Origin of the sequence: Aminicella lysinilytica (genome assembly GCF_004362975.1) — a bacterium.
Classification (GTDB): domain Bacteria; phylum Bacillota; class Clostridia; order Peptostreptococcales; family Anaerovoracaceae; genus Aminicella; species Aminicella lysinilytica.
In genome coordinates this window covers 39,727-57,175 of the sequence record NZ_SNXO01000013.1, presented here as the reverse complement: position 1 = coordinate 57,175, position 17,449 = coordinate 39,727, and the positions used below count along the sequence as shown (strand labels likewise).

The window sequence follows — 17,449 nt, the reverse complement described above, 5'->3', positions numbered from 1 at the left end:
TTTCAATTTCAATTATACTTGAAAGTGGAGCATTTGGCTCTATATTTTTTTGATCTCTCCAATTCTCTCTTTTACACCATTATACGGACTCAATCAGATAAAAAGTGCGTTTTCAGTTCCGAATATATGCCATTTATTCCCATTTAAGGATGATAACACCAGCCATGCGCACCTCGACCTGTTTAATCCAGCCTATAAGTGCGTATTTGGTTTACCATAAACAAAAATTCGCACTACCGTCCCTTATATTTGGCCAATACGTGCGCGAAGGACTTTCCACACGTGCGCGAAGGACTTTCTACTTGCTGCTTCATATATCCGTGGCCGAGTGGCTCAACACCAATATGTGTGCGGAATTCTTCCCGGGTCTGCGGGCGAGCCCACCCAAAAGGCTCAGGCCCGCGGGACGGCCCGGCGGCCAGCAGGCTGACCGGGATCTTCAAGGACTCCGGCCAGGCCGCGCCGCCCGGGTCTGCGGGCAAGCACGGGCCAGCGGCTAACAGCTTTGAATACAAATAAAAAAGGCTACGCAGAGAATAATTATCCTATGCGCAGCCTAAGCTGATTTCAGTTTTCTGGTAGGCTATTTAGCCTTGCCTTCTTCCAAAACTTTATCCATTACCTTTTGCAGTAAGAGGTTTGTCTTGAAATCGTTTTCCTCGCCGTACTCCTCGATAGTCTCGTTGTACTGCTTCTTGAATGACGACTCCGTGAAGCCGGCATTGCTCAGGAGATTTGACAGGTACTTCTTGTATTCTTTGTTCGTTACCTTCAGGTTCTCCTTCTTGGCGATATCGTACATAACGAGTTTCTGCTTAACGACGGTCTTGGCATAAGCCTTGGCCTGAGTCTTGAAGCCTGACTCGGTTGTTCCCATGTAATTCTTCAGGAATTTCTTCCATGACAGGTTGTAGTTCTTGGCCATCTTCTTGTACTTCTGAGTTACCTGCTCCTGCTCGTACTTGTACTGCTTCTCAGGGTACTTCTTAACAGTGGTGTCTGCGACGATCTGGTTCCACAAAGTGTTCTTGATCGTTGTCTCAGCGGACTCTTTCTTGGTCTTCAGCAAAGACTTCTTGACTGAAGCTTCATAGTCCTTGATGGTGTCGTACTTGGAATATTTTTTAACAAAAGCCAGATTGTATGTTGGCGTTGTCTTTACCTGCTTGGAGTTGATGGTCACGGTGAAGACTACCTTCTTGCCTGCGACCTTGGTGTTGGAATAATCGCTCGGGAACTTCAGGTGAAGTGTTACCTTGCTTCCAACGGATTTTCCGATAAGTCCATCGGTGAATCCATCTATCATTGACGTTGTGCCTATGGTGATATTGCTGTCCTCAGCGCTTCCGCCGCTGAAGGTCTTGCCGTTGATCTTACCAACGTAATCTACGCTGATAGTGTCTCCGTCTGCTACTGTGCCGGTCTTCACTGATTTGGTTGAAGCCTTGGCCTTTACTCTGGTCTTGATCTCGCTCTGGATCTCTTTATCTGTTACAGATACGCTGACCTTATCATATGTCAGGCCCTTGTAATCACCAAGTTTGATGTACTTGCTGTAGTTAACTCTGTACTGATCCGTAATGAATCCAAATGTGTCAAATACGAAGGCCAACAGCAAAAATATTACGACTATCGCAACTACGCCTATGGCACTACCAAGAATTATTTTCTTATTTTTCGTCATGTTAATAAATCTCCCTTATAATAATGTCAAATATATTTAGTACGTCACAGATATCCACTCTAAGTAACGTGCTTTTTCAATGATACCACCAAGGCTATATCTTTTCAAATGAAAAGCAGTTTCTTCACGAAAAATACACAATTTTTCTATTGCAATCAAAAGTGAAGTCGAATATAATTAGTATTGTCAGAAGGACGGAGCAATCCTCCTTTTGAACGTTCTTTCTTAATTAAATAAATATCGCAGCCAAAAGGCCCTATCTTCGGACAGGGCCTTTTGGTATTTTTGCGTGCGCTGCATATAAATAGGCGGTTGCATCTGGCAACCGCCTTACATCTTATTATTCTCTGAACATGTCGAAACCATAATCGAGCTTGGTTTTGTCGTGGCAATCGCTGGAAAGCAGCATCGGCAAGCCTAAGCGCTCGACTTCGTCGCGAATGAACGCGTCCGGATAAGGCCGCGTGCGGTAACCCTTTGCCATGGCGCCGGTGTTGATCTCGACGATGGGCCGGGCGCCCGACGGTGTCCGCGACTGAGAAATGCGGGCAAGAGCATGGAGAGCCAGCTTTTTGTACCAGGCAGCGTGCTCGTCGAAATAACGATTGCCCTCGTTGAACTTTGTGACCAGGTCGAAATGCCCGACGATGTCTGCGCCGGTCCGGTCAACCACGTCTGCGACGCAATCATAATACGCAGCCACGTAAGCCTTGAAATCTCCGTCGAAGCAGTCGCGCACGCCCTGCTCCATGAGCTCCGGCGTGTTGTCCACGGGCACGAAAACATCGCCGGCCTTCACATAATGAACGGAGCCGATGACGTAATCATAGGCGTAGCCGTCGGTGGCGCCGTAATAATCCCTCTCGATGCCCAGGCGGACGTCGATCCGGCCGGCATATTTCTCACGGGCGGCCAGGACAGCGGCGCGGTATTTCGGCACGTCGTCCCTGGCCATGCAGGCGTCCAGATCGTGGGGCGCGTACTCGTGTCCGGAAAAACCGATCGTGCGAAAGCCCAGCAAAATAGCCGCCTGAACCAGTTCGTACGGGGTATCTTTGCCATCGCAAAAGCTTGTATGTGTGTGGAGGTTTGCGTCCCCACGCGGGTTCAAAATCTTCATTTGGTCATTTTCTCCTGTTTGACTTTGTGGTCGATGACGTGGCGCGAAGCCAGCTCGGCCATGACCTGGTCGGTGCTGATGCCCATTTCCACCATCATGACCAGCACGTGATAGTAGAGGTCCGCGATCTCGTAAACGGTCTCGCGCTTGTCGCCTGCTTTGGCGGCGATGATGACTTCCGTGGATTCCTCGCCGACTTTCTTCAGGATCTTGTCGATGCCTTTGTCGAAAAGGTACGAGGTGTACGAGCCCTCGGGCATGTCGGCTTTGCGGCCCTGGAGCATCTGGTACAAAGTGTCCACTGAGAAGTCTGCGGTGCCGGCGCTGGTCGAGCCGGTGCCGGAGTCTGTCTGGCAGCAGCTATCGCCATCGCAGCAGCAAGGCGCTTCCACTTCCCCCAACAGCGGATACTCGAAACACGAGTCCGTGCCCATGTGACAGGCCGGACCGTCTTTGTTGACCAGGACTGTCAGGGCGTCGCGGTCGCAGTCGGCGATGATGCTGACTACATGCTGATAATTTCCGGAAGTCTCGCCCTTCAGCCAGAGCTCCTGGCGGGAGCGGGACCAGAAACAGGTCTTCTTTTCCTTCAATGTTATTTCCAGGCTCTCCCGATTCATATAGGCCAGGGTCAGAACGCGCTTGGATGTGGCGTCCTGGACAATGGCGGGAATCAGGCCCCTGTCGTCAAATTTTAATTCGTCTATGTTTATCATCTTATCTCCTATTCGTTGGCTGAGCGCTGTTGGCTGCTCACCACTAAATCCTTACATTTATTCCCGCGGCGGCCAAGGCCCTTTTCAGGTCGCTGATGGACACTTCGCCGAAGTGGAAAATCGACGCGGCTAGGCCGGCGTCTATGTCCGGGATAGCCCGGAACAGTTTAACAAAATCTTCTATGCAGCCAGCTCCGCCGGACGCAATGACCGGGACGGACACTACATCCTCAACGGCCCGCAACATCTCAATATCGAAGCCGCCTTTGACGCCGTCCGTGTCGATGCTGTTGACAACGATCTCGCCGGCACCGTCAGCCTCGGCTTTGCGGATCCAGTCGATAGCGTCCAGGCCGGTGTTCTCGCGGCCGCCCTTGGCGAAGACGGTAAATCTGCCGTCCACCCGCATCACGTCCACCGACAGGACAACGCACTGATTGCCGTAAAGTTTAGCGGCCCGGCCGATGAGGCCCGGGTCGCGGAGAGCGCCGGAATTGACAGAGACTTTGTCAGCGCCGCATTTCAAGACGCGGTCGAAGTCCTCCACCGTGTTGATGCCGCCGCCGACGGTCAGTGGTATGAAAATCGTCGAGGCCACCTGGCGCAAAATATCCGTAAATAGCTTCCGTCCGTCGGAGGAAGCTGTGATGTCGTAGAACACCAGCTCGTCGGCGCCGTGTTCGCTATAGTACCTGCCCAGCTCCACGGGAGAGGACACGTCGGCAAGGCCTTGGAAATTCACGCCTTTCACCACGCGGCCGTCCTTAACGTCCAGGCAGGGAATAATTCTTTTGGTTATCATTTTTCTCCTTTATGCGGCGGGCCGGGGCCGAAGGCAACTGAAGGCCGAAAGCCAGCTGAAGTAAGGCCCGCCCCGCCGTTATTCTCCGAACTTCTTTATTATCTCGCCCAGATCCAAGGCACCCGTGTAGAGGGCTTTGCCGATTATGGCGCCGTCTACGCCCAGGTCCGCCAAGGCCTGCAGATCGTCCATAGACGAAATTCCGCCGGAGGCGATTATGTCCGCGTAGCCGCCGTAGTACTTGACGAGTTTCCTGTAAAGCTCCAGGTTGGTGCCTTCCATGGCGCCGTCCTTGGCTATGTCTGTGCAGATGATCGTGCTGACCCCTTCGTCGATGAGGGTCTGGAACATTTCATCTACAGTAATATCCGTCACGTTTGTCCAGCCGTCGATGGCCACGTTAACGCCGGTAATATCAACGCCGACAGCCACACTGTTACTGTGCTTTTTGATCATGCGGTCCGTAAACTCCGGATCCTTGATGGCCATAGTGCCGATGATCACCCGCAGCGCGCCGATTTGGGCGTAGTCCACGATGATCTCCTCGTTGCGGATGCCGCCGCCGATTTCCACCTTCAGGTCCGTGCCCTCGATGATGTCGGCCACCGCACTGAAATTCGGCTGGTCGCCGTCGATGGCGCCGTCCAGATCCACAACGTGCAGGTATTCAGCCCCCGCCGCCTCAAACTCCTTAGCCACAGCCAGAGGGTTCTGGCCGTAAACAGTCATTTTGTTATAGTCGCCCTTCAAAAGGCGGACCACCTGCCCGTCCTTCAAATCGATTGCCGGAAAAATCTTCATAACTATACCTCCATCTCAACAAACGCCTTCAATATCTTCATGCCCACGTCGCCGCTTTTCTCCGGGTGGAACTGCAGGCCGTAAACGTTGCCCCGGGCCACTGCGGCCGTCAGCTGGATTCCGTAGTCTGTAGTCGCGATGACCGAAGCATCGCAGTCTATTGCATGATATGTATGAACAAAATAGACAAAGTCGCCCTGGTCTATTTTGTCGAAAATTTTACTTTTCGGTCGGCTTTCAGGGAAATGCAGGGCGTTCCAGCCGATGTGTGGAACTTTCAGGCCTGCCGGCACTGTGTGAGTGCAGGCCGCCTGCGTTTCGGCGGCTAGCGTGTCCGTCTCCGCTGCCTGCGTTTCGGCGGCCGGCGTGTCCGTCTCCGCTGCCTGCCCTGTCTCCGGCTGCGTTGCTGCCGGATCCATTGTCACCACCCGGCCCTCTATGAGGCCCAGGCCCCGGTGACGGCCGTACTCGTAACTCTCGTCAAATAGCAGCTGCATGCCCAGGCAGATGCCCATGAGAGCCTTGCCCCGTCGAGCTTCGTCCACGACCACGTCGCCAAGTCCGCTTTCCCGGAGTTTATCCGCAGCATCGCCGAAAGCCCCGACCCCGGGCAGGATCAGCTTGTCGGCTGCCCTTATTTCCGCCGGGTCCCCTGTGAGTTTCACGTCGGCGCCAATGCGGGCGAAGGAGCTGCGAAGGGAGAAAATATTCCCTACTCCATAATCTATTATCGCTATCATTATAACACACCTTTCGTGGAAGGTATCTCCTCGCTGAATTTTTCGTCGATGGCGCAGGCCCCCGACATAACGCGGCCGAAGGCTTTGAACATGGCCTCGATAATGTGGTGGGTGTTCTCGCCGGCCAGCTCCCTGAAATGCAGGGTCACGTCGGCGTTGCGGGTGAAAGCCAGGAAAAATTCCTTTACCAACTCCGTATCCATATTTCCGACCTTTTCCGTCGGCATTTCCACATGGAATCCCAGACAGCCGCGGCCGGAAATGTCCACAGCGCAAAGCATTAAAGCTTCGTCCATGGGCAGGACCATATCGGCATATCTCACGATTCCCTTTTTGTCATCCAGGGCGTCAACAAAAGCCTGCCCCAGAGCAATTCCAATGTCTTCCACGGAGTGATGGTAGTCCACGCCGGTGTCGCCGTCGCACTGTATGAACAGGTCGAACCTGCCGTGGCGGGCGAAAAGTTCCAGCATGTGGTCCATGAATCCGCAACCGGTGTCGATCTCGGATCTGCCGGTGCCTTCAATTGTCAGAGCCAGCCTGATATCTGTCTCTGAAGTTTTTCGGTCTATTCTGCTTCGTCTCATAACTGCTCCTCTCCGTCTGGGCTGGCTGCAATTCCCGGGCCGGCGCCGTCGTCTGCGTCGCCCAGCATCCGGTCGATGGTCTCCACCAGAAGTTCCATCTGCCGCCGCGTTCCTATGGTGATTCTATTGTACTGTCTAATGGCCGGAATGTCAAAATGTCTGATAAGAATCTTTCTCTGCTTCAGGCCTTGGTATAACTCGCTTCCGCCGATTCTGTCCGTAGTGACGAAAATGAAATTTGTTGCGGATGGCACCACTCGGAATCCCAGGTCTGTCAGGGCCTCCGTCGTCCATCTTCTGGTCTCCTGGATCTGCCTGCAGTTTTCTCTGTAATATCCCGGTTCATGGAGGGCCGCCAGGCCCGCCGCCGCCGTCAAAGCGTTTACATTATACGGGTTGGTGGCGTACTTGATTTTCACCAGGTCGTCGATAACGGCCTTGGCTCCCATGGCGAATCCCAGTCTGGCGCCTGCCATGCTCCGGCTCTTGGAATAGGTGCAGACTACGAGCAAATTGTCGTACCCGCCGATCAATCCCATTGCCGACTCGCCGCCGAAGTCTATGTAGGCTTCGTCTATGACCACCAGATTTTTCGGGTTGGTCTTCAGGATGGTCTCGATTTCATCCAGGCACAAAATGCGTCCTGTGGGCGCGTTGGGGTTGGCGATGACTATGGTCCTGCCGCACCCGGCGTAATCGTCCGGGTCTATGGAAAAGTCTTCTCGCAGTGGTACTTTAACAAAATCCACGCCGTAAAGGTCTGCAAACACTTCATAGAATCCGTAGCTGATTTCCGGGAACAAAACTCCGCCTTCGCAGAATTCCATGAATATGAAGTTGAGGATCTCGTCGCTGCCGTTGCCCACATAGATGTTTTCCGGCCCAAGGCCGGCCTGCGGGCGGCCGGCGGTTCGCTGGCCGGCTGCAGCGGCGGTTCGACCTTTTCCGTAGGTTTCAGCCAGCTTTCGACATAATTCGCCGGAATCCGGATCCGAATATAGCCGAAGCTTCTTGGTCAGATCCTGGTCTCTCAGAGCCGCCCGTGTCTTCGGCCCCGGCGGATATGGGGATTCGTTGGTATTTAATTTCAGGTACTCGCCATCCTTAGGCTGCTCGCCGGGAACGTATTCTACGAGGCTTCTGAATTTTTCGTTTATGAATCTGCTCATTTGGCGGCCTCCTTTGGTGCTATCTGAGCGGCCAGGGCGTCCCGTAGGGATTCGATTTCCGCCGTTTTGAAACGGAAACTGGCCTTGTTGGCAATGAGGCGAGCGCTGATCTGCACCACATCCTCGATGACTTCCAGATGATTTTCCCTGAGTGTTTTTCCTGTTTCCACTATATCCACGATGACGTCTGACAGACCGACTACCGGTGCCAGCTCTATGCTGCCGTGAAGGTTGATAATGTCGATGTCACGGCTTTCTTTATGGTAAAAGTCCCTGGTAATGTTGGGGAATTTAGTTGCCACGCGCAATGTCCTGTCGGTGACTTCGCGGATGTTCTCCGGCGCCGCGACGGCCATTTTGCACTTGCCTAAGCCCAGGTCCAGGAGCTCGAAAACGTCCGGCTCGTACTCCAGCAGTATGTCTTTGCCGGCGATGCCGATGTCGGCGGCGCCTCGCTCCACATAGATTGTCACGTCGCTGGGTTTGACCCAGAAATAGCGTATGCCTTTCTCTTCATTCTCAAATATCAGCTTGCGGTTATCTTCTTTAATAGCGGGGCATTCATAGCCGGCCAGTTCGAACATGTCGTAAACTTTTTTGCCCAGCCTGCCCTTTGGCAGCGCCACATTAATCATTTTGTTCAACTGTGACCACCTCGCCTTCCTTTAACTTTATCACGCGCCTGGCGCGGAGTTTCTTCGGCACGGCTCGTTCCACCAGGACGGAATTGCCCGACGCGGTGTGATCGCGGACCGTGCGGTATACGGTTTCCATGTCGTCATTTTCATCATAAATAAAGACCACATCGACGTCGAAATTCTTTTCGCCGGCATCGAGACGGTCCAGGTTATCCAGGTATACAGCAAAGCCGATGGCCCCGCCTTCTTTTCCCATTCTCTCCATGAGCTTGTCGTATTGACCGCCGGAAAGAACGGCGCTTGGGACTCCGTTGACAAAACCTTTGTACAGGAATCCGCTGTAGTATGTCAGATCGTTGACTATGGAAAAGTCCAGGTTGACTTTGGTTGCCATTTTGTTCCGGGCCATGAGGCCGAGGACTTGTGACAGCTGGTCGAGGGCCTGTCTGCCTTGTTGTCCAAGGGGCAGGGTCTCGAGTTTCTTGAGGACTTTCCGGTAGTCGCCGTAGGTGGATACCAGTATTTCCAATGACCGTATGATGTTTTCGTCTATATGATGGGCTTCGCCGATTTCGTGGATCTCATGGATGTTCTTCTCGCCGATGCACCGTAATATCTGTTCCTTTATATCCTCCGGGAGAGGATGGAGTATGTCTGCGATGAGGCCCATATGGGAAACTTCCAATATGTAGTCGCTGCTCACGGCGGCTAGGCTCCTCGCTGCCAGCATGGTGACTTCGAATATCTGGTAAAGGTCGATGTCTCCCATACATTCAAGGCCGGTCTGCATGATCTCGCGATGGGCGTGGGCGCTCAAAGATGCCCGGTAGATGTTCTCGCTGTAGTAGACTTTCTGAACAAAACCGGGAATGTGTCTGTAGTTCTTGACTATTGATAGTGTCAGGTCTGGCTTCAAAGCCATGAGCTTGCCGTTCATGTCGTTGAACGTAATGATGCTCTCAGTGGGAATGAAGTCTTTGTTGCGCACGTAAAGGTCGTACTCTTCGAATTTGCCCATCTTATACCTGGAGTATCCGAACTTCTGGTACAAAGAGTGGAGCTCGAGCATGGCTTTCTCTTCCGTGTTCATTCTGTTTCTGTCGATTCTCATGTTACCTCCCATTTTTTTGATGATACTTTACCATAGTAACATATTAAAGCGATAAGTCAAGGGGGTTTGTGGATTATTTGTGTGTTTAGTACAAAATATACCCTGCCGGATTGTGGCTTCGCACGGATTTTCGGGTCTGGCGGTGCAGCCGGCACGGACAGCCAGCGTTAGGTGGCGGCGCTGGGTGACGGCGCTGGGTGGCGGCGCGGACGGCACGGCGCTGGGTGGTGGTGCGGATAATAGTTTATGCAGGTTGGCTATTGTTCCATCAATGGTACCTTTATGCACAAGTTTATGCATCAACCTATTCATCTTCGCAAACCTTGATCAAAAACGTCCCTGCCGACTTGAGGCAGGGAGTGGCCACGCGGCCAGCGGACGGCCGTAGGCCTTGTAGCGCAAGCGTTTCAGGCGATGTAAGCATTTCAATTCGGCCCTGGCAGCCATAATTCAGGCCCACTTCAGGGTGCTTTTTGCGCAATTTGGATGCCCATTTCCCATCACGATCCTAGACTTATATGCAAAGTACAGCAACGAAAAAGTTGTTGGAGAATATTCTGGTGTTTGGAACATGAATATTTCCAAACCTGGCATCGCGGTCCAGAGCCCTTTGGGTAGGCTCGCCCGCGGACCCAAGATGTGGGAAATATCCTCCGATACTGGGGTGAAAGTACTCCGATACTGGGTTGAAAGTCCTCCGATACTGGGTTGAAAGTCCTCCGATACTGGGTTGAAAGTTCTTCGCGCACGTATTGGCCCAATATCCGGAACGATAGTGCGTATTTTATATTATTGTAAACCAAACTCGCACTTATTGGCTGAATCAAATAGGTCGAGGTGCGCGTCAATGGATGTTTTACCCATTAATTCCATTATATGGCTGCATATCATAACTTAAACGCACTTCTGTTCCTTTAAAAAAGTGGATAAGTGCGCGGATAATTGTTGGAATTCCAATATGCGCACCTCCATGCTCTGAGAACGGCTGATAAGTGCGGAAATGAAAATTAGAATGCCAAAAACGCACCTTGATTCCTTGATAAGAGGCTATAAGTGCGCAGACGCACTTATAGGTCCAAATCGTTGAGAAAAGGTGCGGGCAACCTGTGGTATATACCACTGTCCAGGATTACGGGTACATTCCGATGGCCAGAATTATGCATGAACTTATGTATAAAGGTACCATTGATGGAACGATAGCCTACTACAAAAAACAGCCCGCAGTTCTGCCTGCGGGCCGCCATATGATCCTATTTGATTCTGATTCTGATCATTACTAATTCAATCCTAATTCATTTCTAATTCTTTTTCTCAGATTTATTGCAACTGCTGAAACTGGAGCAACTGCTGCAGCCAAGGCTGCAATCGTGGACCTCTTCACCGTCCGCTTTGCGACTTGCGTCGTTTTTGGCTGTCATCCAGGCCCAGGCCAGGCAAACTGCCGCCAGTACTACTCCAATAATTATTATATCTACAATATGACTCATAAAGTATTCCATTATATCACCTCCGACCAAGATGATTATACCACATTTCGCGGAAAATAACCGCAGAAGTTGTGAGGAATCGGAAGCTGCGAAAACGCGTAACTGCGAAAACGCGTAACTGCGAAGATGCAGAAGTTGTGAGGATGCGGAAGATCAAAAAATGAAAACGGGAACTTCTCCAATTTCTCGTTCTGCCACAGACAAGTTGTAGGGATGTTGACGTCTATGGAAGAACTAACTCTTGAAGCAGCTCCCGGAGAGATAATATTTATATTATTATTATACTTTTTTATGGTTTTTTGTATATATCGGCGCAAAGGTAGTTGACCGTTTTTTCAAAATAAAGTAAAATATATTAAGCAAAAACTTTATTTTATTTTGAGCGCGCAAAATGCGGCCCAGGACGGCGCGGCGACCGCAGCATACATCGGCGCGCAGGGAGGCATCATGGACAATACAGACTTGAAAATCTTAAGCTATCTGCAGAAAAACGGCAGGGCATCTATAAAAGAAATCAGCGGGCAGGTCAACCTGTCATCTCCGGCGGTGACAGAGCGGATCAAGCGCCTCGAGGAAAGCGGCGTCATCGACGGCTATCACGCGGACATCAACTACCTGAAAATGGGCAAAACCGTTCAGGCCTTCGTCACCGTAGACTGCGACCCGAAAAAGTACGATACCTTTTGTGCCTTTTGTGAAAACAGTCCTCTGATAGAATCGCATTTCCACATTATCGGGCCCTACAACGCCATGCTTCACGTGGCCGTAAGCGACTCCGACGAGCTGGCCGAACTGCTGGGGCAGATACAGCTTTTCGGCATTTCTCAGACGTCTGTCATCCTGAATACACTCTTTTATCGCAAGGAAAATATTGACTGGGGCAAGCACAAAAAATAGATTGCATTTTAGTATGCTAAAGTGTATAATGTGACTATACGATAACTGGAATATAACCGCAGCGGATAGACCTGCGCGGAAAGCAAGTATATCACCTGTCAAGCGACCATCGCGGAAAGGGAATGAACTGAAGAAGATATCGATTTCGGCGATCCTATCAAAATCGGTTTTGCCGGAAAGTACTATCAGAAGACCGCCTATGAAATGCTGGCCCTCTTCAACGCCGGATACGGTACGACCAATGACTGCAAAGTAACATGGAATAAGGCTTTGGAAAAGTATGCAATGCAGAGAGCCGCGGAACAGGCCATCTATCACAGCGAAGAATATACTCCTGATGGGACAGATGATCTGGACGGTTACGAAACTGACGAAGAAAGCGTTCTGTCCTATGTTACAGAAGCAAGTACAGCAGAGGCTGCTTATAAAGCTTTCTACGATGAAATCCTTACCGGTGATGTCACAGATGATACAGATACAGATGTAGATGACACCGATGATACTGATGTAGACGATACTGATGTCACCGACGATACAGAAGACGAGGACACTGATGACGATAGCTCTCCTGAGTTCGTAAGTATGGCTGCTGCCAAATTCGTAGCAGGTGGCAAGAGCTACTGGTATATCGCAATTTCTGATACAGCGGCTAAAAGCAAGAGCCCTGTAAATAAGAACTACACCAAGGCCGTTACTGTAAGCGCAGGCTCTAACATCATGAATCTGAAATTTGATCTTGATAAGAGCACTATCAAAAAAGGCAAGTCAACCAGTTATTCTCTGAAGAATACAAGCAAAGATGACTGTACGGTCAGCATCACCAGCCCGAAAATCAAGTGCAGCAAAAGCAAACTGGTGAAAATCAACTCCAGTTCCATTAAGGGCCTGAAGAAAGGCTCTGGAACCCTTAACCTTGGTACAATCAAAATCGGCACTATCACTGTTTATTAGCTGGACTTCCACAGTCTGAACTGATTTCAATGATAGTTTAAATTCATTCTCATAGCGAGAGGGCCCTGCGGGTAAAACCGCGGGGCCCTCTTGTCGCAAGGTTTGTTATGATTTTATGAATTCTGCTAAGGTATCATATAATATCTTAGCGTCTATAGGCAATGTACCGTAAACTCTGTCCCCTTGCCGAGACTGCTCTTCACTGAAATCCTCCCACCCATAAGATCCACAAGTTGCTTCACTATGGCAAGGCCCAGACCCGACCCCTTATAATCCGGTGTCACATTATTGGCTTCCTGAGTGAAGGCCTCAAACATATGCTCCTGAAATTCCCGAGTCATACCTATGCCGCTATCACGGACTATGGAATCATAGCTGACATAGCCATCCTTGATGCGCTTGTTCTCGATCAGCATTTCCACCTTGCCGCCTTCCGGCGTGAATTTTACCGCATTGGACAAAAGGTTATAGAATATCTGTTCCATCCTCACTCGGTCAACCATTATGGCCGGCGCCGTATCACTCTTGTCAGCAATAACAAAATTAATCTTTTTTTGTTCGCAAAGTGGCACTATGACTGCCTTCACATTATCATAGAAATCCGCGTGCGAATAAGTGCTCGGATGCAACTCGATCTTGCCGCTGGTGATTTTCTCCATGTCCAGGCAATCGTTGATGAGGCTGAGGAGGTACTGGGCTGAGCTGCTGATGTGGGCTAAAGTTTCCTTCATCTCGCTGCCCTGATCCGGGATCTCTATGGCCAGGTCTGTGAGTCCCATGATGACGTTCATGGGAGTTCTCAGGTCGTGGCTAATACGGGACAAAAAGTCGCTCTTGGCGTTGTTTGCCTGCCTGGCTTCATCCAGGGCAGTTTGCAAAGCTTGCTTTTGTTCCTGCTCCTCTTCATATATGTCGGTGATGTCTCTGCGGGCGATGACGATATCCTCGTGGAGTTCGTCAAGATAGAATGCTCTGATTTTCTTTCTACGGCGCTTTCCATCCGGCCCGTGATATCTGTAGATGATCTGCACCAGTGGCTCTGTTTTCAATCTTTCCAGGAGATTGTCCTCAACGAAGAAATCATAGACCATAGCCCTGTCAGCAGGTTCAACAGTTTCCAGCGCGCCGTCTTTAGGCGTCCTGTCAAAGTTGAATTCCCTGTTGAGTACCCAAGGTGAGTCATGATAATCGCCGCTTATGCGTATGAGCCTGACCTTATTGGCCACGGTATTCAGCAGCATAACGAAATCAGTGTCTTCATCTATGACACTGTAGGCGACCAGTTCCTTCTTCTTCTCTATATCGATGCTTCTGCAATATGTGTATGAAATCAGGTCCCCGTTTTCATCGGGAGCAAGCATGCAGGTAGAGCGAAGCCAGTGGTATCTGCCGTCGTTTAGCCGGCGGCGATATTCCGCCGAAAATTCCTTGACGCCTGAGTTATACCTTTCCACAGCCTTTTCTTTGCTGAAAAAGTCGGCTACGATTTCACGTTCTTCTTCTGTAGGAGCTGCCGACATAAGATCCGGCCTGATGGCATTCCCCGCTGTACCGTTTTCAAATTCCTTAATGAGTTCGTTATTCATTCGATAAGAAATCAGCTTGTCCTGATCGACGTTGAACTGAACCGCTATGAGACTGTCTCTCTCCAGCATCTCCCGCTGTGACAGCTCGTGGTCGTACTGCTTCTTAATGGCAGCGTTGGCATTCTTCAGGGCTTCCTGCGCCGCATAAGTATCATCAATATCCGCATAGCTGCAATAGAGGATCAACTTGTCATCTGTTCGTTTACTTACGGAGGCGACCAGACGGAACCATACATATTTACCGTTTCCGCAAAGGATACGATGATCCAATGTTTCTTCCTGGCTGCCGGCTACCATCTTCTTCACTGCCCCGTTTACAGCAGGCATATCATCGGGATGAACGAAGTCCAGAAAGCCTTCCTGCACATTCTTCTTACGCTTCTCTCTGGATTCTCCTATCATCAGGTAGTACCTGTCATTCATGTACACCTGTCTCAATGTGCCATTTTCAATTGTGTATATTCCTATGCCCACAGGCACCAGATTCAGCAGCGCTTCCTGTTCCATGCGCTTCTTATGCTCGTTGGTCTCATCGGATATATACATTATGTATGCGTCCTTACCGTCCCATGTCACTGCCCGGGCGCGGATACCAAGATAATAATCCTTAGTTGCTCTGTGGAATTCGGCATATTTCATTATGTGTCCCCCATAGTTGTGAAACGCATTAGCATTGCACCCTAAGCCTATTCCGATTATTATCCTGTTTTTTTCTCTTTTATGTCATTATACTACAAATTGTCAGAATATACCACAAAATAATAGGGACCGTCCTCAGACAGTCCCTGATATTCTAATTGTTTCCGCGAAGTTCGCTCATGTCTCTGGCAAACTTGTTGAAGTCGTTCTGCATGAGAGCGACTGCTACTATTCCCAACCCGAATAGGGCCAGTAAAAGGTACGCAACTCCCTCGTCTGACACTCTGTTGTAATGCCAGTACTTTCTCGATGCCTCCATAGTCGTTCTGGCTCTGGTATACATCCAGTACAGGCAATAGAAAGGTATCAGGAAATACAGCAGTACTTCGCCGACACAGCTAGGTTCCTCATGATTCAGAAGTTGTATCTTCTTGCTCAGAGTGTAGAACCAGTACACGTAATATATGCCGAAACTGATGATAGAGAATATCACACAAAGGACGATATTCTTTTCTTCCAGCAGTTCTCTCGGCATGTATTTGTCACTGTTGCCGTCGTAGTCCTTATATTCGTTGAGGCTGTGCATTTCCGCGTCGTCGCTCCAGCCGGCGTTCTTAGGCTGGTCCTCAGCCGGGCGTTCCCCGGCCTCATGCATGTCCTCTGCCGGCCGTTCCCCGGCGCCGTTCTTTCTTTCTTCGTCCATATTCGTCTCCTTTAGCAGTGCTCCTGTACGGCTACAGCGCAGGCTACGGAAGCGCCGACCATCGGATTGTTGCCCATGCCGATGAATCCCATCATCTCAACGTGAGCCGGAACGGAGGAGCTGCCTGCGAACTGAGCGTCCGAGTGCATTCTTCCCATAGTATCCGTCATGCCGTAGGATGAAGGCCCTGCCGCCATGTTGTCCGGATGAAGTGTTCTTCCTGTGCCGCCGCCTGATGCAACGGAGAAGTACTTCTTGCCCTGCTCTACGCACTGTTTCTTATATGTGCCTGCTACCGGGTGCTGGAATCTGGTAGGGTTGGTGGAGTTTCCTGTGATGGAAACGTCTACTCCCTCGTGATCCATGATCGCAACGCCCTCGCGGACATCGTAAGCGCCGAAGCACCTGACCTTGGCTCTGTCGCCTTTGGAATAGGCTGTCTCGCTTACTATGTTCAGTTTACCTGTGTAGAAGTCGAAATCCGTCTTAACATAGGTGAAACCGTTGATTCTGGAAATGATAAGTGCCGCGTCTTTGCCCAGGCCGTTCAAAATAACGCGCAAAGGGTTCTTGCGGACTTTATTGGCGGAGTTGGCGATTCCGATGGCGCCTTCTGCGGCCGCAAAGGATTCGTGGCCTGCGAGGAATGCGAAGCATGCCGTGTCCTCGTTCAAAAGCATCGATGCCAGGTTTCCGTGGCCCAGGCCGACTTTTCTGTCTTCGGCAACTGACCCCGGTAGACAAAAGGCCTGCAGGCCCTCGCCTATAGCCTTGGCAGCTTCTTCAGCCTTCGTAGCTCCCTTTTTGATAGCAATGGCGCAGCCGAGAACATATGCCCAGCAGGCGTCCTCGAAGCAGATAGTCTGCACGCCCTTGACGATATCATACGGATCAAAACCTTTATCCGTGCAAAGCTTGCGAGCTTCCTGGAGGTCTTGGATGCCATATTCTTTCATTGTCTTTTCTATTTTCTCGATTTTTCTGTCGTAGTTTTCGAATAATTCCATGTCATCGCCTCCTATTCCTTCCTCGGGTCAATGGTCTTGACTGCCTCGCCGAATCTTCCGTATTCGCCGGTAGCCTTTTCCATCGCTGCCCCAGGTTCCATGCCGTCTTTTATGAATTCCATCATCTTACCCATGTTCACGTACTTGTATCCAATGATGTTATTATCCTTGTCCAAACCATTCTCGAGGATGTAGCCCTCGGTCAGGTTCATATATCTCGGGCCCTTCTTCTCTGTGGAGAAAATAGTTCCCACCTGGCTCATGAGTCCCTTGCCCAGGTCTTCCATGCCTGCGCCTACTGCCAGGCCGTCCTCGGAAAATGCCGACTGGGTCCTGCCGTATGCGATCTGCAGGAAAAGTTCTCTCATGGCGGTGTTTATGGCGTCGCAGACCAAGTCGGTGTTCAGAGCCTCGAGCAAAGTTTTGCCTACGAGGATCTCTCCTGCCATGGCTGCTGAATGGGTCATGCCCGAACATCCGATGGTCTCTATAAGAGCTTCCTGGATGATGCCTTCCTTAACATTGAGTGTCAGCTTGCAGGCGCCCTGCTGCGGCGCGCACCAGCCGATTCCATGGGTGAATCCGGAAATGTCCTTCACTTCCTTAGCCTGCACCCATTTGCCTTCTTCAGGTATCGGAGAAGGCCCCTGAGTCGCATCCATCCTGTTGACAGGACACATGTTTTCGACTTCTTTAGTGTATATCATATGTAAACCTCCATAAAAACAGTGCAATATCAAGTCGACTCAAGTATACCATTTGCCGCCGGTTTATTCAACCGGTATCGTTCCATCAATGGTACGATACATAC

General features: G+C 50.6%; 17 protein-coding genes. 2 read left to right on the top strand and 15 right to left on the bottom strand.

Translation table 11 applies throughout. From position 1 onward, the window contains the following. Nucleotides 1–583 precede the first annotated feature (583 nt). The 11 genes from tig to EV211_RS04810 all read right to left on the bottom strand — a co-directional run bounded on the left by tig (nucleotide 584) and on the right by EV211_RS04810 (nucleotide 10,867). Nucleotides 584–1,684 (bottom strand): trigger factor, encoded by a 1,101-nt coding sequence (gene tig, locus EV211_RS04860; protein ID WP_133528297.1) that lies wholly within the window; start codon nucleotides 1,682–1,684, stop codon nucleotides 584–586. 340 nt (nucleotides 1,685–2,024) lie between these two features. Further along, entirely contained in the window at nucleotides 2,025–2,804 is a 780-nt protein-coding gene (locus EV211_RS04855) for a histidinol-phosphatase (protein ID WP_133528296.1), read from the bottom strand. Then, entirely contained in the window at nucleotides 2,801–3,520 is a 720-nt protein-coding gene (gene hisIE, locus EV211_RS04850; protein WP_207667990.1) for a bifunctional phosphoribosyl-AMP cyclohydrolase/phosphoribosyl-ATP diphosphatase HisIE, read from the bottom strand. The genes EV211_RS04855 and hisIE overlap by 4 nt, the downstream gene beginning before the upstream one ends. Nucleotides 3,521–3,563: 43 nt before the next feature. Beyond that, nucleotides 3,564–4,322, bottom strand: coding sequence for an imidazole glycerol phosphate synthase subunit HisF (gene hisF, locus EV211_RS04845; RefSeq protein WP_133528295.1), 759 nt, complete (start codon nucleotides 4,320–4,322; stop codon nucleotides 3,564–3,566). Between the two features lie 78 nt (nucleotides 4,323–4,400). Beyond that, the gene (hisA, locus tag EV211_RS04840) at nucleotides 4,401–5,123 is read right to left on the bottom strand and encodes a 1-(5-phosphoribosyl)-5-[(5-phosphoribosylamino)methylideneamino]imidazole-4-carboxamide isomerase (protein WP_133528294.1); all 723 of its coding nucleotides are present in this window, start codon (nucleotides 5,121–5,123) and stop codon (nucleotides 4,401–4,403) included. Nucleotides 5,124–5,125: 2 nt separating this feature from the next. Then, a complete protein-coding gene (gene hisH, locus EV211_RS04835) occupies nucleotides 5,126–5,863 on the bottom strand; it encodes an imidazole glycerol phosphate synthase subunit HisH (RefSeq protein ID WP_133528293.1) in 738 nt (245 codons plus the stop codon). Next, entirely contained in the window at nucleotides 5,863–6,450 is a 588-nt protein-coding gene (hisB, locus tag EV211_RS04830; RefSeq protein ID WP_133528292.1) for an imidazoleglycerol-phosphate dehydratase HisB, read from the bottom strand. The genes hisH and hisB overlap by 1 nt, the downstream gene beginning before the upstream one ends. After that, the gene (locus EV211_RS04825) at nucleotides 6,447–7,619 is read right to left on the bottom strand and encodes a pyridoxal phosphate-dependent aminotransferase (RefSeq protein ID WP_133528291.1); all 1,173 of its coding nucleotides are present in this window, start codon (nucleotides 7,617–7,619) and stop codon (nucleotides 6,447–6,449) included. The genes hisB and EV211_RS04825 overlap by 4 nt, the downstream gene beginning before the upstream one ends. After that, nucleotides 7,616–8,254: an ATP phosphoribosyltransferase gene (hisG, locus tag EV211_RS04820; RefSeq protein WP_133528298.1), complete on the bottom strand. Its 639-nt coding sequence runs from the start codon at nucleotides 8,252–8,254 to the stop codon at nucleotides 7,616–7,618. Before hisG ends, EV211_RS04825 begins: the two co-directional genes overlap by 4 nt. Next, entirely contained in the window at nucleotides 8,247–9,368 is a 1,122-nt protein-coding gene (locus EV211_RS04815; RefSeq protein ID WP_166635373.1) for an ATP phosphoribosyltransferase regulatory subunit, read from the bottom strand. Before EV211_RS04815 ends, hisG begins: the two co-directional genes overlap by 8 nt. Nucleotides 9,369–10,666: 1,298 nt before the next feature. Next, nucleotides 10,667–10,867, bottom strand: coding sequence for a FeoB-associated Cys-rich membrane protein (locus EV211_RS04810; protein WP_133528289.1), 201 nt, complete (start codon nucleotides 10,865–10,867; stop codon nucleotides 10,667–10,669). Between the two features lie 435 nt (nucleotides 10,868–11,302). On the opposite strand from EV211_RS04810, the gene EV211_RS04805 reads away from it, so the two are divergent. Both EV211_RS04805 and EV211_RS04800 read left to right on the top strand, forming a co-directional pair. Further along, nucleotides 11,303–11,752, top strand: coding sequence for an Lrp/AsnC family transcriptional regulator (locus tag EV211_RS04805; RefSeq protein ID WP_133528288.1), 450 nt, complete (start codon nucleotides 11,303–11,305; stop codon nucleotides 11,750–11,752). A gap of 204 nt (nucleotides 11,753–11,956) precedes the next feature. Then, a complete protein-coding gene (locus EV211_RS04800; protein WP_133528287.1) occupies nucleotides 11,957–12,703 on the top strand; it encodes a hypothetical protein in 747 nt (248 codons plus the stop codon). Nucleotides 12,704–12,855: 152 nt separating this feature from the next. Here the strand turns inward: EV211_RS04800 and EV211_RS04795 are convergent, their stop codons facing one another. From EV211_RS04795 to EV211_RS04780, 4 genes are all read right to left on the bottom strand, one after another. Further along, nucleotides 12,856–14,928, bottom strand: coding sequence for an ATP-binding protein (locus tag EV211_RS04795; protein WP_133528286.1), 2,073 nt, complete (start codon nucleotides 14,926–14,928; stop codon nucleotides 12,856–12,858). 154 nt (nucleotides 14,929–15,082) lie between these two features. Then, nucleotides 15,083–15,631 (bottom strand): DUF4234 domain-containing protein, encoded by a 549-nt coding sequence (locus EV211_RS04790; RefSeq protein ID WP_133528285.1) that lies wholly within the window; start codon nucleotides 15,629–15,631, stop codon nucleotides 15,083–15,085. Between the two features lie 11 nt (nucleotides 15,632–15,642). Continuing rightward, nucleotides 15,643–16,638, bottom strand: a complete 996-nt coding sequence (locus EV211_RS04785) for a GGGtGRT protein (protein ID WP_133528284.1) — start codon at nucleotides 16,636–16,638, stop codon at nucleotides 15,643–15,645. 11 nt (nucleotides 16,639–16,649) lie between these two features. Continuing rightward, nucleotides 16,650–17,345, bottom strand: coding sequence for an iron-sulfur cluster assembly scaffold protein (locus EV211_RS04780; protein ID WP_133528283.1), 696 nt, complete (start codon nucleotides 17,343–17,345; stop codon nucleotides 16,650–16,652). Between the last annotated feature and the right edge of the window lie 104 nt (nucleotides 17,346–17,449).